At 67.7% G+C, this 21,240-nt stretch carries 16 protein-coding genes and 2 tRNA genes; 4 read left to right on the top strand and 14 right to left on the bottom strand.

Annotated elements, in window-relative coordinates; genetic code table 11:
• Nucleotides 1-19 precede the first annotated feature (19 nt).
• The 7 genes from yicI to hemC all read right to left on the bottom strand — a co-directional run bounded on the left by yicI (nucleotide 20) and on the right by hemC (nucleotide 7,403).
• Nucleotides 20-2,302 carry an alpha-xylosidase gene (gene yicI / locus AACH00_RS02535; RefSeq protein ID WP_341397364.1) on the bottom strand — a complete coding sequence of 761 codons (2,283 nt, stop codon included), beginning with the start codon at nucleotides 2,300-2,302 and terminating at the stop codon, nucleotides 20-22.
• A 367-nt stretch (nucleotides 2,303-2,669) separates the two neighbouring features.
• Nucleotides 2,670-2,746 (bottom strand) — tRNA-Arg (locus AACH00_RS02530).
• Nucleotides 2,747-2,828: 82 nt separating this feature from the next.
• A tRNA-Arg gene (locus AACH00_RS02525) sits at nucleotides 2,829-2,905 on the bottom strand.
• A 69-nt stretch (nucleotides 2,906-2,974) separates the two neighbouring features.
• Nucleotides 2,975-4,225 carry a heme biosynthesis HemY N-terminal domain-containing protein gene (locus AACH00_RS02520; RefSeq protein ID WP_341397363.1) on the bottom strand — a complete coding sequence of 417 codons (1,251 nt, stop codon included), beginning with the start codon at nucleotides 4,223-4,225 and terminating at the stop codon, nucleotides 2,975-2,977.
• A 20-nt stretch (nucleotides 4,226-4,245) separates the two neighbouring features.
• Nucleotides 4,246-5,481: a uroporphyrinogen-III C-methyltransferase gene (locus AACH00_RS02515; protein WP_341397362.1), complete on the bottom strand. Its 1,236-nt coding sequence runs from the start codon at nucleotides 5,479-5,481 to the stop codon at nucleotides 4,246-4,248.
• A 37-nt stretch (nucleotides 5,482-5,518) separates the two neighbouring features.
• Nucleotides 5,519-6,403: a uroporphyrinogen-III synthase gene (locus AACH00_RS02510; RefSeq protein ID WP_341397361.1), complete on the bottom strand. Its 885-nt coding sequence runs from the start codon at nucleotides 6,401-6,403 to the stop codon at nucleotides 5,519-5,521.
• A 25-nt stretch (nucleotides 6,404-6,428) separates the two neighbouring features.
• Nucleotides 6,429-7,403 carry a hydroxymethylbilane synthase gene (gene hemC / locus AACH00_RS02505; protein WP_341397360.1) on the bottom strand — a complete coding sequence of 325 codons (975 nt, stop codon included), beginning with the start codon at nucleotides 7,401-7,403 and terminating at the stop codon, nucleotides 6,429-6,431.
• A 79-nt stretch (nucleotides 7,404-7,482) separates the two neighbouring features.
• Here hemC and ppc point away from each other — a divergent pair, with 79 nt between their 5' ends.
• Nucleotides 7,483-10,329 (top strand): phosphoenolpyruvate carboxylase, encoded by a 2,847-nt coding sequence (gene ppc / locus AACH00_RS02500; RefSeq protein WP_341397359.1) that lies wholly within the window; start codon nucleotides 7,483-7,485, stop codon nucleotides 10,327-10,329.
• Between the two features lie 72 nt (nucleotides 10,330-10,401).
• Here the strand turns inward: ppc and AACH00_RS02495 are convergent, their stop codons facing one another.
• From AACH00_RS02495 to AACH00_RS02485, 3 genes are all read right to left on the bottom strand, one after another.
• Nucleotides 10,402-11,439: a hypothetical protein gene (locus AACH00_RS02495; RefSeq protein ID WP_341397358.1), complete on the bottom strand. Its 1,038-nt coding sequence runs from the start codon at nucleotides 11,437-11,439 to the stop codon at nucleotides 10,402-10,404.
• A gap of 272 nt (nucleotides 11,440-11,711) precedes the next feature.
• Entirely contained in the window at nucleotides 11,712-12,497 is a 786-nt protein-coding gene (locus AACH00_RS02490; protein ID WP_341397357.1) for a LytR/AlgR family response regulator transcription factor, read from the bottom strand.
• Nucleotides 12,498-12,507: 10 nt separating this feature from the next.
• On the bottom strand, nucleotides 12,508-13,566 hold the full coding sequence (locus tag AACH00_RS02485; protein WP_341397356.1) for a sensor histidine kinase: 1,059 nt from the start codon (nucleotides 13,564-13,566) through the stop codon (nucleotides 12,508-12,510).
• A gap of 117 nt (nucleotides 13,567-13,683) precedes the next feature.
• Between AACH00_RS02485 and argH the strand changes: the two genes are divergently transcribed.
• On the top strand, nucleotides 13,684-15,114 hold the full coding sequence (gene argH / locus AACH00_RS02480) for an argininosuccinate lyase (RefSeq protein WP_341397355.1): 1,431 nt from the start codon (nucleotides 13,684-13,686) through the stop codon (nucleotides 15,112-15,114).
• 94 nt (nucleotides 15,115-15,208) lie between these two features.
• Here the strand turns inward: argH and AACH00_RS02475 are convergent, their stop codons facing one another.
• The 3 genes from AACH00_RS02475 to AACH00_RS02465 form a co-directional block, all read right to left on the bottom strand.
• Nucleotides 15,209-16,450: a DUF5666 domain-containing protein gene (locus AACH00_RS02475; protein WP_341397354.1), complete on the bottom strand. Its 1,242-nt coding sequence runs from the start codon at nucleotides 16,448-16,450 to the stop codon at nucleotides 15,209-15,211.
• Between the two features lies 1 nt (nucleotide 16,451).
• A complete protein-coding gene (locus tag AACH00_RS02470; protein ID WP_341397353.1) occupies nucleotides 16,452-17,333 on the bottom strand; it encodes a DUF6502 family protein in 882 nt (293 codons plus the stop codon).
• Between the two features lie 91 nt (nucleotides 17,334-17,424).
• Nucleotides 17,425-18,675 (bottom strand): DUF5666 domain-containing protein, encoded by a 1,251-nt coding sequence (locus AACH00_RS02465; protein WP_341397352.1) that lies wholly within the window; start codon nucleotides 18,673-18,675, stop codon nucleotides 17,425-17,427.
• A gap of 237 nt (nucleotides 18,676-18,912) precedes the next feature.
• Between AACH00_RS02465 and dinB the strand changes: the two genes are divergently transcribed.
• Nucleotides 18,913-20,253, top strand: a complete 1,341-nt coding sequence (gene dinB, locus AACH00_RS02460) for a DNA polymerase IV (RefSeq protein WP_341397351.1) — start codon at nucleotides 18,913-18,915, stop codon at nucleotides 20,251-20,253.
• A 6-nt stretch (nucleotides 20,254-20,259) separates the two neighbouring features.
• Here dinB and AACH00_RS02455 read toward each other — a convergent pair whose 3' ends face one another.
• Nucleotides 20,260-20,679, bottom strand: coding sequence for a YbaN family protein (locus tag AACH00_RS02455; protein WP_341397350.1), 420 nt, complete (start codon nucleotides 20,677-20,679; stop codon nucleotides 20,260-20,262).
• A gap of 121 nt (nucleotides 20,680-20,800) precedes the next feature.
• Here AACH00_RS02455 and AACH00_RS02450 point away from each other — a divergent pair, with 121 nt between their 5' ends.
• Nucleotides 20,801-21,238, top strand: coding sequence for a hemerythrin domain-containing protein (locus AACH00_RS02450; RefSeq protein WP_341397349.1), 438 nt, complete (start codon nucleotides 20,801-20,803; stop codon nucleotides 21,236-21,238).
• Nucleotides 21,239-21,240: the final 2 nt, after the last annotated feature.

The raw sequence follows: 21,240 nt of genomic DNA, 5'->3' as shown, positions 1-21,240 counted from the left end.
GATGGGGGCCGGCGGTGCATCAGGCGGTCCAGGCCAGCGAGGTGGCGCGGGTGACCGAACTGCGCCGGCCATCCACCTCAATGCACCAGTCGACCAGCGCGCCGCTGGTGATGTGCGCATCAAAGCGCTGCCCCTGGCGGCTCACCTCGCCCACGGCGGCGATGGTGCCGTCCATGGCCACCACGGTGAAGGCAGCCGTGGCGCCATCGGCCAGCTCGAACACGCGCAGCGTCACCCCCGTGGTGTAGTCGTAGTCGGGGCGCTCGGTTTCAGCGCCCCAGGGCAGCACGGTGTTCGGCGCCACGTACAGCGGCAGGCTCAGGAAGTCGTGCTGCTCACGGTGCCACTGGCCACCGGCCTTGCGCTCACCGGTCAGCAGGTGCGTCCAGCGGCCGCCGGCTGCGGTGGCTGGCAGGTAGAAATCCACCTCGCCGGATTCAGTGAACACGGGCGCCACGAGCAGGTGCTCACCGAGCTGGTACTGACGGTCGAGCGTGGTACAGGCCGGATCGCCCGGGTACTCCAGCACCATCGAGCGCATCATGGGCACGCCCGTCTGCGTGGCCTCGACGGCCTTGGTGTACAGGTACGGCATCAGCTGGTGCTTCAGGCGGGTGAACTTGCCCAGCACGTCGCAGCTTTCTTCGTCGACCAGCCAGGGCACGCGGTAGAAGCTGCTGCCATGCAGGCGGCTGTGCGACGACAGCAGGCCGAACTGGATCCAGCGCTTGTAGACAGCCGGCGGAGGGCTGCCCTCGAAGCCGCCGATGTCGTGGCTCCAGAAGGCGAAGCCGCAGCTGGTGAGCGAGAGGCCGCCGCGCAAGCTTTCCGCCATCGACTCGAAGTTCGACCAGCAGTCACCGCCCCAGTGCACCGGGAAGCGCTGGCCCGAGGCGTAGGTGGAGCGGGCGAACACGACGGCTTCGGCATCACCGCGCACCTCGCGCAGCACGTCGAACACCACCTCGTTGTACTGCAGTGCATAGAGGTTGTGCATCTCCACCGGATCGGCGCCGTTGAAGTAGGTGACGTCCTTGTCGGGAATGCGCTCGCCGAAGTCGGTCTTGAAGCAATCGACGCCCATCGCCAGCAGGCGGCGCAGGTGGCCCTGGTACCAGGCCACGGCGGCCGGGTTGGTGAAATCGACGATGGCCATGCCCGGCTGCCAGAGATCGGTCTGGAAGGTGTGGCCGTTGGTGCGCTTGATGAAGTAACCCTCGCGGGCGGCTTCTGCGAACAGGGGGGACTTCTGAGCGATGTACGGATTGATCCAGAGGCTGATCTTCAAGCCCTTGGCATGCAGGCGGGCGAGCATCGCCTCGGGCTCGGGGAAGCCGCGCGGATCCCATGCGAAATCGCACCACTGGAATTCACGCATCCAGAAGCAGTCGAAGTGGAAGACGCTCAGCGGCAGATCGCGGCGCTTCATCTCATCGATGAAATGGGTGGCGGTGGCCTCGTCGTACTGCGTGGTGAACGAGGTGGTCAGCCACAGGCCGAAGGTCCAGGCGGGGGGCAGCGGGGCACGGCCGGTCAGGGCGGTCAGGCGTTGCAGTACGTCCTTCTGGGTCGGCCCGGCGATCACGCAGTAGTCGAGGCTTTCGCCTTCGCGGCTGAACTGCACCCGGGTGGTCTTTTCAGAAGCCACCTCGAACGAGACCGGACCAGCCTCGTTCACCAGCACGCCGTAGCCGCGGTTGGTGATGTAGAACGGGATGCTCTTGTAGGCCTGCTCGCAGGCGGTGCCGCCGTCCTTGTTGATGTTCTCGACGACCTGGCCGTTCTTGACCCACGGCGTGAACCGCTCACCGAGGCCATAAACCGTTTCGCCGACAGCCAGCGTGAGCTGCTCATGCACGAAGTTGCCCTTGGGGCCCCACTGCACATAGCCGAGGCTGCGCCAGTCGCTGCGCGTGAGCACACGCGTGCCTTCGCGGAAGGTAATCTGCCAGCCCTCGCCTTTGCGCACGTCGACGCTGATGGCGCCCGAGGTGAGCGTGACGTGGCTGTCGGTTTCAACCACCTGCACTTCCGGTGTGCCGGCACCCGGCATCGGCACATGCAGGCGCTGGGGCTGCGAGGCGCTGTAGTGCTCGACGCTGACGCGGATCACACCTTCGATCGGCGATTGCAGCGTCACGGTGAGTGTCGGGCCCTGCAGGGTGTCGCCACGGTGCTTGATGGGGCGCGAGGTGGCGAGCACGACGATGCGGTCGGCGTGGGCTTCCACGGCGTAGGCCTCGCTGGCGTAGTGGGCGGCTGCGCCGGGTTGAAGCAGCCACTGGCCGTCAGTGAATTTCATGGGTTGGGTCTCTGAGGTTTGAGGAGTTGGCGTGGTGATGTGCGGGCTTTTGCGGTGCTCAGTTCGCGCTGCAGCAGGCTTCAGCCGGCTTGATGGCGATCCGGCGCTTGCACATTGGGTGATTTATCGTTAAATTAGCGAAAATTCAGGAATGTCAAATGGGTTCAGCACCAGCGGTGGCTGTGGGGCGCAGCCGTGCCTGTTTGGTGCCGATATTTGAAACGTGCGAAGCGTAATCGAATTACAGCGCGCGACATACGGGCGAGAACCCTGAGTCTGGCTGAAACCGGGATAGGCCGGCATACCTGAAAGAGCAGACGCCAGAACGACTAAAGGGTCAGCATTTTCATGCTGACCCTCGTCTATTTGGTGCGGCTGGCAGGATTCGAACCCACGACCCCTTGGTTCGTAGCCAAGTACTCTATCCAACTGAGCTACAGCCGCAATGGCTCTTCGGCTCGCACTTTGCGGAACGTCCCGAAGAACGAATCAGTATTCCGTTGACGAATACTGATTCGGTTTTATTTGGTGCGGCTGGCAGGATTCGAACCCACGACCCCTTGGTTCGTAGCCAAGTACTCTATCCAACTGAGCTACAGCCGCGCTGAGCCTCGCAGTATAGCATGGGTTTTTACTTCATGCCAACTATTTGCAAGGAACTTGAATATGGCCTCAATCGATCATGGCGGCACGCTGGTCGTAAGCGGCCGCCCGATCCTCGTGCCCCTCTTCGCGCGCCAGCCCGGCCAGGCAGCGCAGCGCCTGACGACGCACGGCAGCCGGCAGCGACGCGGCTGAGGCCGTCTGCTCCAGTGGCCGGCGGGCCTTGCCCCACAGCTGACGATCAGCGAAGGCCATGGCGGCCGCAGCCACCAGCGCCGGCTCATGGCCGAACTGCGCCAACGCGGCCTCGATGCGCGGCAGCCAATCGCTGCCCAGGCCCGGTGCGCAATCCACCAACGCCATGGCCAGTTGCAGGCGCTCGTCGGCCTCGCTGCGGCCGATCTGCTCCCACAGCGGCTGCAGCCATTGCCGGCCCAGCGCCACATTGCCCAGCGCCTGCGCGCGGCGGGCAGCACGTGCCACCACGAAGGCATCACGCCGCACGCCGTTGTCGAGCCGCTCCCAGACCTGCTGCAGTTGCTGGTCGTCATGGGCGTCGTTGAGTGCCTCGATGGCAAGTGAACGCAGCAGCGACTGCGCGGCCATCGGCGAGAACGCCTGGTGCTTGGCCAGCAGACGCGCGGTCTGCAGCGCCTCCAGCGGCTGACGCAGCTGGCGCGTGGCTTGCAGACGCAGGCGCAAGGCCTGCGTGCGCCGGCCCACCCCGGCGGGCAGCGCCTGCAACTCACGCATCGCGCGGGTGGCGTCACGGTCATCCAGGGCCCATTCGGCGCTCAGCAGCAAGGCGCCCTCGGCCACGCTCGGGCCGGTCGACTTGCGGCTTTGCGCCAGGGCCAGCGCAAGCTGCAAACGATCATCGCGGCCGCGGCGGTCTTGCAGACGATGCAAGCCATTTGCGGCAATCAATTGCGCCAATGCGGTGAACTGCAGATCGTCATGCAGCACTTCGGCCTCGGCCTGCAGCAGCAGCGCCCGCTCAGCCGCACGCTGGGCACGTGCATAACGCGCCGCCAGCAGCTCGGCCAGCGCTTCACGCAACGCGGCGTGTGCTGCCCGCTCACGCTTGAGCGCGCGCCATTCGCGCGCCCGTACCGGCAGGCTCAGCAAGGCATTGATGGCCTGCAAACCGGAGAACAGCAGAAACACCAGCGCCAGCAGGCTGATGAGGAACAGGTTGAGCGACATGTCCAGCCGCGTCGACCCGTAAAAGAACGACACCAGCGCGTCATTGCGCCCCAACACCGTGGCGGCCACGACGGCCCCCACGAACACCAGAATCAACCACACCACCGACCGCATGTGCGCCTTCCCGCCGGGCCTCAGCGGCCCGCGTTGGCAGCCGCCAGGGCCGCCAGGGTTTCATCGGGGCGGGGCAATTGCACCTGCCGGCTCTGGGCGGCCACCTGCTGAACCAGGTCTTGGGCCATCACCACCCGCCGCGAGCTGCGGTCGAAGTAGCGGTCGAGCGCCACGTGGGCCTGCTGCAGGTCGGTCTGGGCCTGGTCAAACTGCCGGGACAGCAAGGCCAGCCGCGCATTCAGCAAGCGCAGCTTGAGGTTCTCACGCAGGAAGAAGCCCTGATCGGGCGACACCAGCATCGCCTCGGGTTGGTCGATGTTGGTCACGCGCACCAGCGAGCGAGCTTCCTGCCAGACGTCTGCGGACACGCGGTCCCAGAACGCCGACGCAGCGCCCAGCCAGCTGGCCACCATGCCTTGAGTTGCAGCATCAGCCGACGAGGCCGGCTTGGCAGCCGTTGCCGCCACGGGCTTGGGCGCGGGCAAGGGGCGGCGCTCGGGTGTGGTCAGCAAGGGCAGCTCATCGACCAGACGCACGGCTTCATCAAGCCGGATGGACAAGCCGGGCAAGTCGGCCGCGGCCACGCTGCGGGCGCGGTCCAGGTCACGGGCCACCGCGCGGCGCACACGCTCCAGGCGCGGCTGGTTGTAGCGCGCCAGGCGCTCTTCCACTTGCTTGAGCGCAGCGACCGTGGGCTCAGGGCTGCCGGTGATGGCCGCCTGCTGCTGGGCCACGCGCAAACCGGCCTCCACATCAGACAACACGTTTTCATCGCGGGAACGCGACAAGGACTGGATGAGTTCTTCGACCTGTGTGCGTTGCAGGGCCGATTCGGCCACCCGCGCTTCCAGCAAGGCTTGCTTGGCGACCACCTCGGCGGAGGCTTCCTGCGCCTGGCGGGCCATCAGCCGGGCCTCGGTGGATTGATCCTGGCTGGACTGCTGGCGGCGCACCAGCTCCTGCTCCAGCGATTTGACGCGTTGCTGGGTGGTCCACACCAAGGCCAGGCTGACGACGCTCAAGGCCGTGAGCGCCACGGCCCCCAGCACCCAGACCTGACCACGCGCACCGGGCGTCACCACGGCATGCACGGCCGGGAACGGCGCGGATGGCGGAGACGCAGGGGGTGCGGGTGGTGGCGGTGGCGATGGCGGAACAGGCGCTGCCGCCCCCGCATCGAACACAGGGGCTGCCGGCGGCACCAGAGGCTGGCTTGCGGGCAGGTCGGAAGGGGTGTTGTCAGAAGCGCTCACCATGTCGCTTCGATTGTATAGAGCGCACCCACAAAGGGCGTCATGCCCCGCCAACAGGCAGGTCGGGCGCAGCAGCGGCGCCACACTGGTGCCGCAAAGCACTCGTATCCGGGGCTGTCGCCTGCAGTGCCGTCACCGCATCCACCACCGCGTCCACGGTGGGCCGCACATCCAGCACGCAGCCCATCCCGAGCGCATGCGCACGCTCGGCGATGCGCGGGTGCGATGCCACCGCCACCCCGGCCGCCCAAGACACTCCGGGCAACAACGCTTCGAGGTGGTCCACCGCCTCAGAGCTGCTGAGCAGCCAGACCGCCTGCGGCCCCATGGCATGCAGGCCCTGCAAGCGTTGCAGCACAGCGTCGCTGGCTGCGGGCGACGAGCGGGCGTAGGCCTGCACCCACTGCACGTCAGCACCCGCCGCGCGGGCCGTGGTGCTGAACCAGTCACGGCCGCCCTCGCCCCGCACCACCCACAGGCGGCGGCCAGCCCAGGGCTGCTGACACACCTGCGCCCACAGTGTTTCAGAATCAAACTGGGCCGAGGCCACCGGCGGCGCCACGATGAGCGCCTCCGGCACACCCGCCTCCAGCAAGGCCGCCACCGTGCCGGGGCCCGTCGCCAGCGCCTGCACGCCCTCCGGCCAACGCCAATGTGACGGCCGGCAAGCGAAGAACTGCGCCGCCGCGTTCGGGCTGACAAACATGACGCTGTCAGGGGCGCACAAAGCGGTCATCACGCCCCGCACCGCCGCCGGATCAGGCGCCGGCCCGATCACCAGCAGCGGACAAGCCACCGCCTGCACACCCCGGGCACGCAGTTTGCTGACCCAGGCCGAGGCCTGCGGTTCAGGCCTTGTCACGATGGCCAGCAACACGCGCCGCCCCCCTTCCTGCCGGGCTTCGATGTCCGTGGGTTCACTCACGGGGTGGCCCTGCGTGCTTCGCGCTTCAGAGAGCAGCGCTGCCGGCCAGGTAGGCGTCACCGCCCAACGCCCGCAGCGAGGCGGCTGCCGCCTCGCCCAGGGCTTCCGCTTCCGCCGTGGTGCTCACCAGGCCCTGCTGGTGCCCCTTCAACAAGGGCTGCGAAGGATCACCGGCGTGGCCAAGCGCCACGTCCAGGTGCAGCACGCCCGCAGCGTCAATCACCGCATGGGCTGCCAGCGGCACGCTGCAGCTGCCGCCCAATGCACGCGAAACCGCCCGCTCGGCATGGGTGGCCAGCCAGGTGGGCTGGTGCACGAAAGCTTGCAAGGCCGCGGCGAGCGCCACCTGCCCGGTGCGCACCTCCAGGCCCAGCGCGCCCTGGCCGGCGCACGGAATCATCTGGTCCACCTCGAACACCGAACGGATGCGGTTGGCCAGGCCCAGTCGCTTCAGGCCGGCCGCTGCCAGCACGATGGCGTCGTAGCCGCCTTCATCGAGCTTGCGCAGGCGAGTGTCAAGGTTGCCGCGCAGGGGCTCGATGCGCAGGTCCGGCCGACGGGCCTTCAGCTGCACCACGCGGCGCAAGCTGGAGGTGCCCACGCACGCCCCCTGCGGCAGCGCGTCGAGGTTGTCGTAGTGGTTCGATACAAATGCGTCGCGCGGATCTTCGCGCTCCATCACGGCCACCAGCGAGAAGCCTTCCGGCAACTCCATCGGCACGTCCTTCAGCGAATGCACGGCCAGGTGCGCCTGGCCGCTCTCCAGCGCCAGTTCCAGCTCCTTCACGAACAGGCCCTTGCCGCCCACCTTCGACAGGCTGCGGTCCAGGATCTGGTCACCGCGGGTCGTCATGCCCAGCAGGTCGGCGCGCAGGCCGAGGTCAGCCAACAGGCGGTCACGCACATGCTCGGCTTGCCACAGGGCAAGTCGGCTTTCGCGGGTGGCAATGATCACGGGCTGAGCGAGAGAAGCGGCGTTCACGGCGGTCTGAGGATTCATGGTGACCGAATTATCCCCTCCCGGGCCGAACCTGATACGATTGCCGATTGGTAATCGGGTTACATCATCTGGAGCCATTATGTCGCGCGCCACCACATCGCAGTCCTCGTCACCGGCCAAGCCCGGCAAGCGGGCCTCGGCCCCTGCTAAATCAAAGTCCGTCAGTGACGCAGCGGAGAAGAACAAGCCGCTCGTTGAAGATATCCGGTTACTCGGACGGATTCTGGGTGACGTGATCCGCGAACAGGAAGGCCGCGATGCCTTCGAGCTGATCGAACGCGTGCGCCAGCTCTCGGTGGCCTACCGCCTGAAGAAGGACGCCTCCGCCGGCCGTGTGCTGGACCGTCTGCTGAAGAACCTCTCGGCCGACCAGACCGTCAGCGTGATCCGGGCGTTCAGCTACTTCTCGCACCTGGCCAACATCGCCGAAGACCGCCACCATGTGCGCCGCCGTGCCGTGCATGACGCCGAAGGCACGACGCAGGAAGGCTCGCTGGCCCATTGCTTCGACAAGCTGGCCCGGGCCGACCACCGCGCCGCCGACATCGCGGCCGCGCTCGACCAGGCCTTCATCTCCCCGGTGCTCACCGCCCACCCCACCGAAGTGCAGCGCAAGAGCATCCTGGATGCCGAACGCGCCGTGGCCGAGCTGGTGAGCCAGCGCGACGAACTGCGTGGTGCCCGTGAACTGCAGGACAACGAGGAACTGATCCGCGCCCGCGTGACCCAGCTCTGGCAGACGCGCATGCTGCGCTACACCAAGCTGACGGTGGCCGACGAGATCGAGAACGCGCTGTCGTATTACCAGTCGACCTTCCTGCGCCAGATTCCGCGCATGTACCGCGACGTGGAAGAAGCCTTGCCGGGCCACCAGGTGAGCAACTTCTTCCGAATGGGCAACTGGATCGGCGGCGACCGCGACGGCAACCCGAACGTGACCGCCAGCACGCTGAAGATGGCCCTGTCGCGCCAGGCTGAAACCGCGCTGCGCCACTACCTGACGGAAGTGCACACGCTGGGTGCCGAGTTGTCCATCTCGGCCATGCTGGCCCCGGTCTCGACCGAGATGCAGGCCCTGGCCGAGGCCTCGCCCGACCGCAACCCGCACCGCGAAGACGAGCCCTATCGCCGCGCCCTGATCGGCGTGTATGCCCGACTGGCCGCCACGCTGCATGAGCTGACCGGCACCGAGGCGCTGCGCCACGCCGTGGCACCGCAGAACCCCTACACCGCGCCTGAGCAGTTCCTGGCTGACCTGCAGGTGATCGAGCGCTCGCTGCGCTCCCACCATGCCCAGGCGCTGGTGGGCCCGCGCCTGGCCCCGCTGATGCGCGCGGTGCAGGTGTTCGGTTTCCACCTCGCCACGGTGGACCTGCGCCAGAGCTCTGACCAGCACGAGGCCGTGGTGGCCGAGCTGCTGCGCGTGGCCCGCATCGAGGCCGACTACAGCGCCCTTGATGAGAACAGCCGCCGCGAATTGCTGGTGCGTCTGCTGAACGACGCCCGCAACCTGCGTGTGCGCGGTGCCGATTACTCCGCCCTGGCCCAGGGCGAGCTGGCCATCTTTGAAGCTGCATTGCAAGGCCGACAGGACTACGGTGTCGAGGCCATCCGCCACTACATCATCTCGCACACGGAAGACGTGAGCGACCTGCTGGAAGTGCTGCTGCTGCAGAAGGAATGCGGCCTGATGCGCGGCGTGCTGGCCGAGGGCGCCACGGCCGATCTGATCGTCTCGCCGCTGTTCGAAACCATTGCCGACCTGCGCAACGCCGGCCGCATCATGGAAGAGTTCTACGCCCTGCCCGGCGTGGCCGCCCTGGTGGCCCGCGGCGGTGGCGAGCAGGACGTGATGCTGGGTTACTCCGACAGCAACAAGGACGGCGGCTTCTTCACCAGCAACTGGGAGCTCTACCGTGCCGAGATCGCGCTGGTGGACATGTTCGCCAGCCTGCGTGAGCAGCACGGCATTCGCCTGCGCCTGTTCCACGGTCGTGGCGGCACGGTGGGCCGCGGCGGTGGCCCGAGCTACCAGGCCATCCTGGCCCAGCCCCCGGGCACTGTGAACGGCCAGATCCGCCTGACTGAGCAGGGCGAGGTGATTGCCTCGAAGTACGCCCACCCGGAAATCGGCCGGCGCAACCTGGAAACCCTGGTGGCAGCCACGCTGGAAGCCACGCTGCTGCACCCGACCAAGGCGCCGCCCAAGTCCTTCCTCGAAGCCGCTGAAGTGCTGAGCGCCGGCTCGATGGCCGCTTACCGCGACCTGGTGTACGACACCCCGGGCTTCACCGATTACTTCTTCTCGGCCACGCCCATCCGCGAAATCGCCGAGCTGAACATCGGCTCGCGTCCGGCCTCGCGCAAGGCCACCCGTGCCATCGAAGACCTGCGCGCCATTCCCTGGGGCTTCTCATGGGGCCAGTGCCGCGTGGCGCTGCCGGGCTGGTGCGGCTTCGGCTCTGCCGTGGAAGCTTTCCTGGGTGACGAGGGCAAGGGCCGCGCCCAGCGCCTGGAGTTGCTGCAGAAGATGTTCCGCCAGTGGCCGTTCTTCCGCACGCTGCTGTCGAACCTGGACATGGTGCTGGCCAAGAGCGACCTGCGCATCGCCGCGCGCTATGTGGAGCTGGTCGAGGACAAGCGCCTGGGCAAGAAGATCTTCACCGCCATCCGCGAGGAATGGGAGCGCACGCACGCCGCGCTGGCCCTGATCACCGGCGAGGACGACCGCCTGCAATCGAACCCGAGCCTGGCGCGCTCCATCGAGCACCGCTTCCCCTACCTCGACCCCATCAACCACTTGCAGGTGGAACTGATGCGCCGCTACCGCAAGAAGCGCGAAGGCGACCCGGTGAACGAGCGCCTGCAGCGCGGCATTCACCTGTCGATCAACGGCATCGCGGCGGGGCTGCGCAACACGGGCTGAGGCTTCAGGCGCGCTGCTTCTCTAGCAGCGGCAAACACAGGGCCGACACCTTGCGGGGTGCCGGCCTTGTGTTCATGGTGCCGCTGCCTTGTCGCGGGACTGGCGAGACTGGCGCGCCACATCCGCCACGGTTTGCCCGGAGCGACGCAGGTGGTCATCGAGCGTCCGGCGTGCCACGCCCAATTCGGACGACTGCGCCATCTCGCCGAAGTAGCGCAGCGCGGCCATGGTGGCGCGGCAGCCCTGCCCATCGGACGGATGCTCCAGCTCACCGGAGCGCTGCCGAACCGCCCAATCCAAGGCATCCAACTCGTCGACCTTGGTGGTGAATTCGCTGGAGCCCAAGCCCGTGCGCTTGACCAGCGCCAGCGCCAGACGGCTCTGCAGCATGGTGTCTGAGTCCGCCAGCAACCGCGCCCCCAGCAGGTGGCAGGTTTGCCGCCGGTTGCTGTCGGCCATGTGTTCGTCACGGCACAGGCCCATGGCGGTCATGTGGCCCGACCCCATCATGTCGAGTACGGCCACACCAAACGCGCGTGCAGCCATGTCGGCCTGCAAATCACGGTGGGTGTCATTCGTCGGCACCTGCGCCAGCACGCGTCGCATCAGCTCGCTGGCCACGCCGCCGCTCTTCGTCGCCGTGGCTGCCTGGTAAAGCGCGTTGTCCACGGCCGCCTTGTCGTCACGCTGCTGCGCCCGCTCCACCAGCGCCAGCCAAGGCACGGCATTGTGCGGATCCAGCGAAGACCAGCGCTCCAGCGAGAGGTTGTTGCAGGCCTCGGTGGCAGCCACCGAACCCTTGACCAGTTCCCGGCAACCCAGCATCGCCATTTCATACACGTAGGGCGATCGAGAACGATCGGCGAGCGCCGCGAGACGCTGCACCACCGCGTCCGTATTTACGCGCTCGCGCGACATCTGCTTGTCGGTCCACTTCTGCAGGCAGGCAGGGTTGTCAGTGCACGCCGAGGTGGGCAGGTCATCCATGAACGGCGTGATCGACAGCAGCGCAGCGGTGGCCTGATCGCTCACATCCGGGCTGGCCGCCAACGCATTCACCACATCGTCACGCAGACGCCGGCTGGCCTTGACCAAGGCGGTCTCGGGCATGTCGGGTGCGGCTCCCGGCCCGCAGGGATCGTCCGCCGGCACTGCAACCCTCGGGCTCGCTTGAGGGGCTGACGCGCGCTCGTCTGCGGCCAGCAAAGTCTCAGGCGCGATGCCCAATCTGGCCAACACCACGCCGCCCCATGAGCTTGCGCGGGGGCCGACGTCGCGCAACAGCAGCCAGCCGACCACCACCAGCGCCACGGCCAACACAGCAATGACACGCCAATCCGCGCGCCCGGCAAGCAACCGCCCGCACGGCCCGCCCCGCTGCCTCAAAGGCCTTCCTCCGCCAGCGCCTGGCGCACGGCGGCCAGTTGGCGGCGTGAGACGGCCAGCCAGTCGTCGGTCGGCGCCAGGCGCACCGCCCAGGCATCCGGGCCGTCGTCACCGTCGTCCGAAGGCATGGCACGCCGCTCCAGCGCGCGCACGGCCGCCTTGGCCACCAGCGCGTTGCGGTGGATGCGCACCACTGCTTCGCCCAGGCGCTGCTCCAGATCCGACAGCGCGTCGTCGAGCACGTAGCTGTGGCGGGTGGTGCGCAACGTCACGTATTTCATCTCGGCGCGCAGGTACACCACTTCGTCCACCGGAATGCGCAGCACCCGGCCGCGGTCGCTCACCACCAGCATCGCCGGTTCTGCCGCGGCGGCCGGTGAGGCGGCCACAGGAACCTGGCGGCCCAGCCGGGTGGAAGCCCGCGTGAGGGCATCTTGAAGGCGGCTGAGGCGCACAGGCTTGGTCAGGTAATCCACCGCATCCAGTTCGAAGGCCTGCAGGGCATGTTCGGCGTGGGCAGTGATGAAGATGACGGCGCTGGGTTGCGGCGCTTCGCGCAGGCGCCGGGCCAGCGCCAGGCCGTCCATGCCGGGCATGTGGATGTCCATCAGCAACACATCCACCGGCTGTCTGCTCAGCAGGTGCAACGCTTCGGTGGCGCTGCCCGCGGTGGCCACCACCTCGGCGCCGGGCCAGGCGCCATCGTCAATCAGGCGCTTCATGCGCAGGTTCGCCAGTGGCTCGTCGTCCACCAGCATCAGGCGCAGTGCGTCCATGCTCATGTCGTCTCCCTCAAGCCGGCACGCCGATGCTGACGCGCCAGCGTCCATCTTCGATCAATCCACTGCGGAAATCGGCATCCAGATCATGCAGCAAACGCAACCGTTGGCGAACGCTCGCAAGCCCGATGCCGTGGCCATGGCGGGTCGGGCCCTCGGGGACGGAGTTGGTGACGGAAATGAGCACGCGGTCGCGCCGGCGGCGGGTGCGCACCTCGATGCGACCGCCCTTGTCGCTGGGCTCCACCCCGTGCCGCACCGCGTTTTCCACCAGCGGCTGCAAGGCGAGGATGGGCAGCATCGCGTGGGCTGCGGCGGGGTCGAGGTCCCAGTCCACTTCCAGGCGGCTGCCAAAACGCAGTTGCTCGATCGCCAGATAGCGCTGGCTCAGAGTCACCTCGGCCGCCACGGTGGTCGGCTGGTCAAGCTGGCCGAGACCAGCGCGGAACAAGTCCGACAGGTTCTGCAGCAGCTCTTCGGCGCGGTCAGGGTCGAGCTGCACCAGGGTGATGGCGCTGTTGAGCGTGTTGAACAGGAAGTGCGGCCGGATGCGGGTCTGCAAATCGGCCAGGCGGGCGGCGGCGGCGGCAGGCATGCGCGCCCGCTGGCGCCAGCGCTCGACCTGCCACAAGGCCCAGCCCCAGGCGGCGCCGCACAGCGTGGGTGGCAGCGCGCCGGTATCGCCCGGCGCCAGGCCCGCCCGGTGCAGCGGCCACCACACCAGCGCGGTGATGGCCGCGGCGCTGGTGGCCGCCGCGGCGCCCTGCACCATCGGCGCGGCATGGGCCAGCGGCGCCCAGCGCGCCAGCAACACGCACATGCACAGCAGCCAGGCCAGGCAGGCCGGTACTGCCAGCGTGGCACCCTCGGCCAGCCACTGGCCCCACACTGCCGGGCCGGGTGCCACCCAGCACAGGGCCAGTGCCATCGGCACATGCACGCCCAGCAAGGCACGCACCACCGGGCCACTGGCGCAGAAGGTCAGCGGCCCGGTGGTCTCGGGGTCGGGCTGGGTCAGCGCATCGCGCAGGTCGCTCCAGACACTGCTCGGGCCGGGGTCTTTGGAGGCCATCACAAGAGCCATTCTGTCCGCCCCGAGCGGCCAGCGGCAAGCGGCCCGCCTAAAATCAGGGTTTCGCCCGCCTTCCAAGGCGGCCATGCAGCCTTTCTCCCAACGTCTGCCCCGCGCATGAGCACCAACCAACTCGACAAGAAGTCCCAGGCCTGGTCGGCCCTGTTTTCAGAACCGATGAGCGAGCTGGTCAAGCGCTACACATCCAGCGTCTTCTTCGACAAGCGCATGTGGGCCGCCGACATCGAAGGCAGCCTGGCCCATGCGGCGATGCTGTCTGCGCAAGGCATCATCGGCGCGCAAGACCTCGCCGACATCCAGCGCGGCATGGCACAGATCCGCGCCGAGATCGAATCCGGCCAGTTCGAGTGGAAGCTGGAACTCGAAGACGTGCACCTGAACATCGAGGCGCGCCTGACGCAACTGGTGGGTGACGCGGGCAAGCGCCTGCACACCGGCCGCAGCCGCAATGACCAGGTCGCCACCGACGTGCGCCTGTGGCTGCGCAGCGAGATCGACCAGATCAGCGTGCTGCTGGCCGACATGCAGCGCGCGCTGCTGGCCGCCGCCGCCGACCACACCGAAACCGTGATGCCCGGCTTCACCCACATGCAGGTGGCCCAGCCGGTGAGCTTTGCCCACCACATGCTGGCCTATGTGGAAATGTTCGCCCGTGACGCCGAGCGTCTGGCCGACGTGCGCAAGCGCGTGAACCGCCTCCCGCTGGGCGCCGCTGCGCTGGCTGGCACCAGCTACCCGCTGGACCGCGAAGCCGTGGCCCGCGCACTGGGCTTCGACGGCGTCTGCCAGAACAGCCTGGACGCCGTGAGCGACCGCGATTTCGCGATCGAGTTCACCAGCTTCAGCACGCTGGTGATGATCCATGTGTCGCGCCTGGCGGAAGAGATCGTGCTGTGGATGAGCCAGAACTTCGGCTTCATCAACCTGTCGGACCGCTACTGCACCGGCTCGTCGATCATGCCGCAGAAGCGCAACCCCGACGTGGCTGAGCTGGCCCGCGGCAAGAGCGGCCGGGTGGTGGGCCACCTGATGGGCCTGATCACCCTGATGAAGGGCCAGCCGCTGACCTACAACAAGGACAACCAGGAAGACAAGGAACCGCTGTTCGACACCGTGGACACGGTGAAGGACACGCTGCGCATCATGGCCGAGATGATCGGCGGTGAAGTGGCCGCCGACGGCAGCCGCAGCGGCGGTCTGGTGGTGAAGGCCGACGCCATGGAGCGCGCCGCGCTGCGCGGCTATGCCACCGCCACCGACCTGGCCGACTATCTGGTGAAGAAGGGCCTGCCCTTCCGCGATGCCCACGAGGTGGTGGCGCACGCCGTGAAGGAAGGCCTGAAGCTGGGCGTGGACCTGGCCGAACTGCCGCTGGCCACGCTGCAGGGCTTCCATGCGTCGATCACCGACGATGTGTTCGAGGTGCTGACGCTGCGCGGCTCGCTCAATGCCCGCAATGTGCTGGGCGGCACGGCGCCGTCGCAGGCCCGGGCGCAGATCGCACGGCACCAGGCACGCCTGGCCTGATGCTTCCAAGGCGCCGCTGAACGGCGCGCCGGCAGAAGCACGGAATGACAAAGGGCCCCATCGGGGCCCTTTGCTTTTGCAGGTCTGAATGACCTCAGTTGTCGAAGGCGATGCGCGTGGCCATCACGCGGCTGCCGTCGGCCGACAAGGTGCCCTTGATCTCGACCTTGGCATTGGCCAGCAGGTTGGCTGCCGTGCCGTTCACATAGACCACGCTGCCGCTCCAGTCCACCACCGCGTCGCGCAGCACCAGGGTCTTGGCAGTCGTGTCGACACTGGTGATGCGGCCCTTGAGCTCGAACTCCTGGCCGCCACCGTTGTCGTCGCCGCCACTGTCGCTCGGGCCACCCTTGACTTCCAGCTTGGTGGCCACTAGCACGCCGCTCTGCATGCGGCCTTCCACTTCCACCCGAACGCCGGCTGCGATCACGCTGCCCGCTGGGGTGATCGTGGCGCCGGACGCATTCACCGTCAGGCCGCCCACCACCATCGCGGCATTGCTGGTGTAGCTCGACACCACGCTCTCGATTTCCACCTCCGAGCCATCGCTCGGCTTGCGCTCGGTGCGGCCACCTGAGCCCACGACCCAGCGGCCTTGAGCGTCCGGCGTGGTTGCCACCTTCACACGCAGGATCGCCCCGTTCGCCACGTCGGCCGGCAAGGCGCCGCTGCTGTAGACGAAGGTGGCAGCACCGATGCGGAAGGTGCGTGCGGAGGTGTCGAGCTGGCTCAGCGCACCTCGCACCACATAGGTCGTGGCGGTACTCTTGGGCTCGATGCGGCGCGCCGCGTAGGTGCCCGACACCGGGTCGTGGATGGCATACACCTCGACCACGCTGTTCAGCGCCACGCCCGCCTGCCCGCCCGTGATGCGGCTGTCGAAGGTGGTGGAAGCCGTGATGTTCACCGTCTGGCCCAGCACCGTCAGGGTGCCGGCGGACACGTCGCTGGCGCTGACCGGGCCAACCACTTCGCTGGTGACCTTCACCGCGGTGGCCACCGCCGTCAGCGTGCTGGCGTTGATGCCCTTGCTGTCGATCTGCACGGTCATGCCCAGCTTCAGGTCGGCGGCCGTCAGGGTGGCGCCATCTTCGTTGCTCACCCGCAGGTCGGCGGCGGTGTCGTCGTAGTCCACCCCGTTGACGATGATCGAGCCGTAACCCGAGATCGGGCCCTGGGTGTAGGCGAAGGTGCCCGTGCCCTGGCCACCAACACCACCGCCCCCACCGCCACCGCAGGCATGCAACATCGCAGCCAGCAGCAGCATCGGGAACCAGCGCCAGAGCGGGGTGCGGCCTGCGACAGCCGAAGTGCGGAAAAAGGGCATGCGGGTCATGTCAGCTTTCGTCGGCAGGCTGGTCGCCGGAGGCGGCGTTTTCCTGGGCCTGGTTGAAACTGTAAAGGCCGATCAGCACACGCTGCCGTTCGGCTTCCGGACGTTGTTCGCGGTCGGCACTGATCAGGCGCTCAAGCGCGGGCACCAGGTGGTCAAACACCGCACGCCACTGGCCCACGATGAGCTTGCGCACCGCGTCCATCGACGCGTCGGTCAGCCCGTCGGCCACGATGGCCTGGTCAAAATGCTGGCGACCATTGCCCAGCACGTTGGCCACCGCGCCACTCAGGTGGTCGCCGATGTTGGAGCCAAGGATCTGGTACGAGCGCACCACGTCGCCACTGGCCACGAAGGCATCGGGCACGGCTTCGACCTGGTCGCCGCTTTCTGACAGGCGCGCGTAGCCCAGCCGCAGCATGTCGTCCAGCAGGCTGCGCGGGTGCACATCGCTGGTGATTTCACGGGCCAGAGATTCAAAGCTCAGGCTCACGCCCTGGCGCGGCAAGGGGCTGGGCTGGCCGAGGTGGTCGCGGTAGCGCGGATCACTCAGCCAGTGGGCGTACACCTCCACGGCCAGCGGGCGGCGGGGCGGCCGAACGTCTGAGCGGGTATCCACCAGCCGCGTCACTTCGCGGCGGTTGATGCCCGTGGCGGTGGAGATTCGGCTGACCAGCCGATGCGGCAAGGCATCGGGCTTGGCCTGCAGCGCGGCTTCGCGGGCGGCTTGAATCATCGCGCGCTTGAGCGCTTCTTCCACCTCACCAAACGCAACGCCCCGGGCCACCACTAGGCGGGCCAGGGGCAACATCAACGCTTGGACAGCACCCATCAGGGCCTGCTGTTCAGCATGCTCGGGGGTGGAGGAATCGGCAGGCTGCGACATGTACTTCTGAACCTGTGGGCATCATAACGGTGACACCTGACCGGGCCCTGGCGCCGCCGGAGCGGCAGCGCCAGGGGGACATGGGCCGGGTTCAGTCTTCCCGGCTGATGCGCGAGGCGGTGAGCGTGCTGCGGTCCGCCGACAGCGAGCCCTTCACTTCCACCGTGGCGCCATTGGCCAGTTGGGCTTCGGTGATGCCGCGCCACAGGGTGACGCTGGCGTAGCTGACCTTCAGCGTGCGCAGGGTGAAGGTCTTGGCGGTGGTGTCCAGGCCGCTGATGGCGCCGTGCAACTCGTAGTCTTCACCGCGGCCGTCGTGGCTCTCGTCCTCCACGCTGACCTTGGTGGCCACCAGCACGCCGTTCACGACCGGGCCTTCCACTTCGACACGTGCACCTAGCACCACGCCGGTCTGTCCGTCAGGGAAGCTGGCGTTGGTGGCATCCACCGCCAGGCCGTCGACGCTGAACGCGGTGGCGGAGGTGAACGCGGTGATCAGGCCGTGCACTTCCGACTCGCTGTGGTTGCCCACCTTGCGCTCAGCCGACTTGAGGGTCGTGGCCACCCACTGGCCGTTGACGGCCGTGGTTTGCAGGCTGGCGCGCACGTTGCTGCCGTTGGCCAGGCCGGTGGGCACGGTGGCCACGCTGGCGTAGTTGATGACAGCGGTTCCGATGCGGAAGGTCTTGGCGGTGGTGTCAAGCGAGGCCACGGTGCCGCGCACCTGGTAGGCGGTGGCGCTGGTCTCGGCTTCGATGCGGGTGGCCACATACACGGCGCGGGCGGTGTCGAGGCGGGCATGCACCTCCAGCACCATGCCGGTGGTGATGGCGCTGAGGCCGCCCGACAGGCCGTCGGAGAACACCGTGGTGGTGGCCACTTCCACCGTCTGGCCCAGCACCGTCAGCTGGTTGCTGGCCGCGTTGATGGCTTCCACCGGGCCCAGCAGTGCACTGCCAAAGCGGATGATGCTGGCGCTGGCGCGCTGGGTGGTGCGGTTGAGCGAGCCGCTCTCGATTTCCACCTGCGTGCCGAGCTTGAGTTCGTCACGGCCGTGGCGCACGCCGTCGTCGTCGAGCACATCAGCGCTGCTGTCGTCGAAGCGCACACCGTTCACGATGATCGAGCCGAAGCCGGAGATGGCACCTGACGTGTAAGCGCTGGCCGTGGCGTTGCCGCCGGTGTTGCTGCCCGCCGTGGTGGCATCAGCGCCGCCACCGCCGCCACAGGCAACCAGCACCGCGAGGGCGCACAGGCACACGCCGGCACCCGCCCAGCGCAGGCTGGGGCCAAAGCGGCTGTTGAGGGCGGTGCGGGCACGAAGCGTCGTTGAATTGAACATGGAAACCTCCAGAGACAAGCAAGGGCCAGACAGCGAGCCTGACCGTGGTTGAACTGGACCGTGCCGGGTGCCAGTGACGGGTAGGAAGGACGACAAGGACATCTGGATAGAGCTTTGCCGCCTTCAACGTGGTCTCACTATAAATGTGCTTTGCGCACATTTCAAGCGAAAACTGCATTGGAAAGCAGGTTTGTTTTCGCGATGGCCGGGCTGATAATCCATCCAGTAGTTACCACCATGACACGCCGCCGCCTCATCGCCCACCTCGACATGGACGCCTTTTATGCGTCGGTCGAACTGCTGCGTTACCCCGATCTGCGGGGCCAGGCGGTGGTGATCGGCGGCGGGCGGCGCCACCAGCCACAAACCCAGGCCGACGGCACCCGCACCTATGCGCGCCTGGGTGACTACACCGGCCGCGGCGTCATCACCACCTCTACTTATGAGGCGCGGGCGCTGGGCGTGTTTTCAGGCATGGGCCTGATGAAGGCCGCCGCCAAGGCGCCCGACGCCGTGCTGTTGCCCACCGACTTCGACCAGTACCGCCACTACTCGCGGGCCTTCAAGGCGGCAGTGGCCGAGCTGGCGCCGGTGATCGAAGACCGCGGCATCGACGAGATCTACATCGACTTGACCGATGTGCCCGGCGCGCAGGACACCGTCGGCCACGACCCGCTCGGCGGCGTGCGCGCCATCGCCCGCGACATCAAGAACAACGTGAAGCGGCGGACCGGCCTGAGCTGCTCGATCGGCGTGACGCCGAACAAGCTGCTCTCCAAGGTGGCGAGCGACCTCGACAAGCCCGACGGCCTGACCATGCTGATGGTCGACGACATCACCAGCCGCTTCTGGCCGCTGCCGGTGCGGCGCATCAACGGCATCGGCCCGAAGGCCGGTGCGCGCCTGGCCACGCTGGGCATTGAAACCATCGGCCAGCTGGCCGCGATGGAACCCTTGTGGCTGATGGAACGCTTCGGCGCCCACTACGGCGCCTGGCTGCACCGCGCCGCCCATGCGCAGGATGACCGGCCGGTGGTGACCGAGAGCGAGCCCGTGTCGATGAGCCGCGAAACCACCTTCGAGCGCGACCTGCATGCCGTGCGCGACCGCGCCCAGCTCAGCCAGATCTTCACCGAGCTGTGCGTGCGCGTCGGCGACGACCTGCAGCGCAAGGGCTACGTGGGCCGCACCGTGGGCATCAAGCTGCGGTTCGATGATTTCAAGACGGTGACGCGCGACCTGACACTGCCCGCGCCCACGGCGGACGGTACGCAAATCAGGCTGGCTGCCGGGCAGTGCCTGAAGCGCGTCGACCTGAGCCGGCGCCTGCGCCTGCTGGGCGTGCGGGTGGCTGGACTGACGCGGGCAGATGCACCGGTGCTGGCACCGGCACGCTCGGGTGCGCGAACCAGGCCGAAGGCGACCGGGGGCTCACCGACGAGCCACAGCACCGGCACGGGCTCCCCCAGCCACGCGCTGCTCGCCCGCGAGCCAGACCTGTTCGACGAGGAACCCGCGATGGACTACCTGGAAGCGATGAACGGCAGCGACCTGGCCCAAGGCCCCGTGACGCCCTGAGCCCCTTTAGCGCCGTGTCGGCAGGCGCCAGAGCCACAAGGCCACGCAGGCGCAGCTGATGGCCGGCGCCCAGCGCCACACCGACGGAATGACCCACCAGGCCCAGAGGCAGCTGAAGGTCATCATCACCGTGGCCAGTTGCTTGGCGCGAAGCGGCACGGCCCGGGTGGCGCGCCAGTCACGCACCATCGGCCCCAGCCGCGGGTGGTGAATCAGCCAGTGCTCCCAGCGGGCACTGCCGCGCGAAAAGCAGAAGGCGGCCAGCAACACGAACGGTGTGGTGGGCAGCAGCGGCAGAAACGCGCCCACCACACCCAGCAACAAGGCCAGCCAGCCCGCCACCAGCCACAGCACGCGCTGCCAGGCATGGCGCGCGGTTCGGGGCGCCGTGACAGCGGTGTTTTCCGTGGGTGTGGGCACAAACATGCCGACATTCTGCCCGCCCGCCCCCACCTTGATGCAGCGCAAATGACCGCCTTGTCACGCCTTCAAGAATCGCTGCTTCGCGAAATCGCCCGTACCCGGCCCGCCCGAAACAGCTGAAGCCATGCCCTTGCTTGAATGGTCCACCGCCCTGACGCTCGATCACCCGCAGATCGACCAGACCCACATCGAATTCGTCGAGTTGCTCGGGCGCACGGAGGCTGCGCTCAACGAATCTCCGGAAGCCGGCCTCGCCGCATGGCTCGCGCTGGAGCAACACACCCTGGCGCACTTCGGCCAGGAAGACCGCTGGATGCTGGCCGCGGGCCTGGCGCCAGACAACTGCCACATCCGCCAGCATGCCGGCGTGCTGGCCGTGATGCGGGAGGTGGCGGTGCTGGCACAGCAGCACGGTGACCACGGCCCGCTGCGCCGCATCCTGCCAGAGCTGGCCGCCTGGTTTCATGCGCATGTGCTGTCGATGGACGCCGCACTCGCCTCGCACCTGGAGCAGGTGGGCTTCGACCCGGCGACTCAAGCGCAGCAAGGCGCCACGGCTTGATA

Source organism: Ideonella margarita (assembly GCF_038066635.1).
Taxonomy (GTDB): Bacteria; Pseudomonadota; Gammaproteobacteria; order Burkholderiales; family Burkholderiaceae_C; genus Ideonella; species Ideonella margarita.
The sequence above is the reverse complement of the archived record's forward strand: the minus strand, read 5'-3'. Positions and strand labels throughout refer to the sequence as shown.

Bases quoted from the DNA above. Each gene is read 5' to 3' on its own strand.
- AACH00_RS02455 (WP_341397350.1), bottom strand. From the start codon at position 20,679: ATGTTTGTGCCCACACCCACGGAAAACACCGCTGTCACGGCGCCCCGA.
- AACH00_RS02495 (WP_341397358.1), bottom strand. From the start codon at position 11,439: ATGCCCGAGACCGCCTTGGTCAAGGCCAGCCGGCGTCTGCGTGACGAT.
- AACH00_RS02515 (WP_341397362.1), bottom strand. From the start codon at position 5,481: ATGGTGAGCGCTTCTGACAACACCCCTTCCGACCTGCCCGCAAGCCAG.
- AACH00_RS02465 (WP_341397352.1), bottom strand. From the start codon at position 18,675: ATGTTCAATTCAACGACGCTTCGTGCCCGCACCGCCCTCAACAGCCGC.
- AACH00_RS02450 (WP_341397349.1), top strand. From the start codon at position 20,801: ATGCCCTTGCTTGAATGGTCCACCGCCCTGACGCTCGATCACCCGCAG.
- AACH00_RS02490 (WP_341397357.1), bottom strand. From the start codon at position 12,497: ATGAGCATGGACGCACTGCGCCTGATGCTGGTGGACGACGAGCCACTG.
- yicI (WP_341397364.1), bottom strand. From the start codon at position 2,302: ATGAAATTCACTGACGGCCAGTGGCTGCTTCAACCCGGCGCAGCCGCC.
- hemC (WP_341397360.1), bottom strand. From the start codon at position 7,403: ATGAATCCTCAGACCGCCGTGAACGCCGCTTCTCTCGCTCAGCCCGTG.
- argH (WP_341397355.1), top strand. From the start codon at position 13,684: ATGAGCACCAACCAACTCGACAAGAAGTCCCAGGCCTGGTCGGCCCTG.
- AACH00_RS02475 (WP_341397354.1), bottom strand. From the start codon at position 16,450: ATGACCCGCATGCCCTTTTTCCGCACTTCGGCTGTCGCAGGCCGCACC.
- AACH00_RS02520 (WP_341397363.1), bottom strand. From the start codon at position 4,225: ATGCGGTCGGTGGTGTGGTTGATTCTGGTGTTCGTGGGGGCCGTCGTG.
- AACH00_RS02485 (WP_341397356.1), bottom strand. From the start codon at position 13,566: ATGGCCTCCAAAGACCCCGGCCCGAGCAGTGTCTGGAGCGACCTGCGC.
- dinB (WP_341397351.1), top strand. From the start codon at position 18,913: ATGACACGCCGCCGCCTCATCGCCCACCTCGACATGGACGCCTTTTAT.
- ppc (WP_341397359.1), top strand. From the start codon at position 7,483: ATGTCGCGCGCCACCACATCGCAGTCCTCGTCACCGGCCAAGCCCGGC.
- AACH00_RS02470 (WP_341397353.1), bottom strand. From the start codon at position 17,333: ATGTCGCAGCCTGCCGATTCCTCCACCCCCGAGCATGCTGAACAGCAG.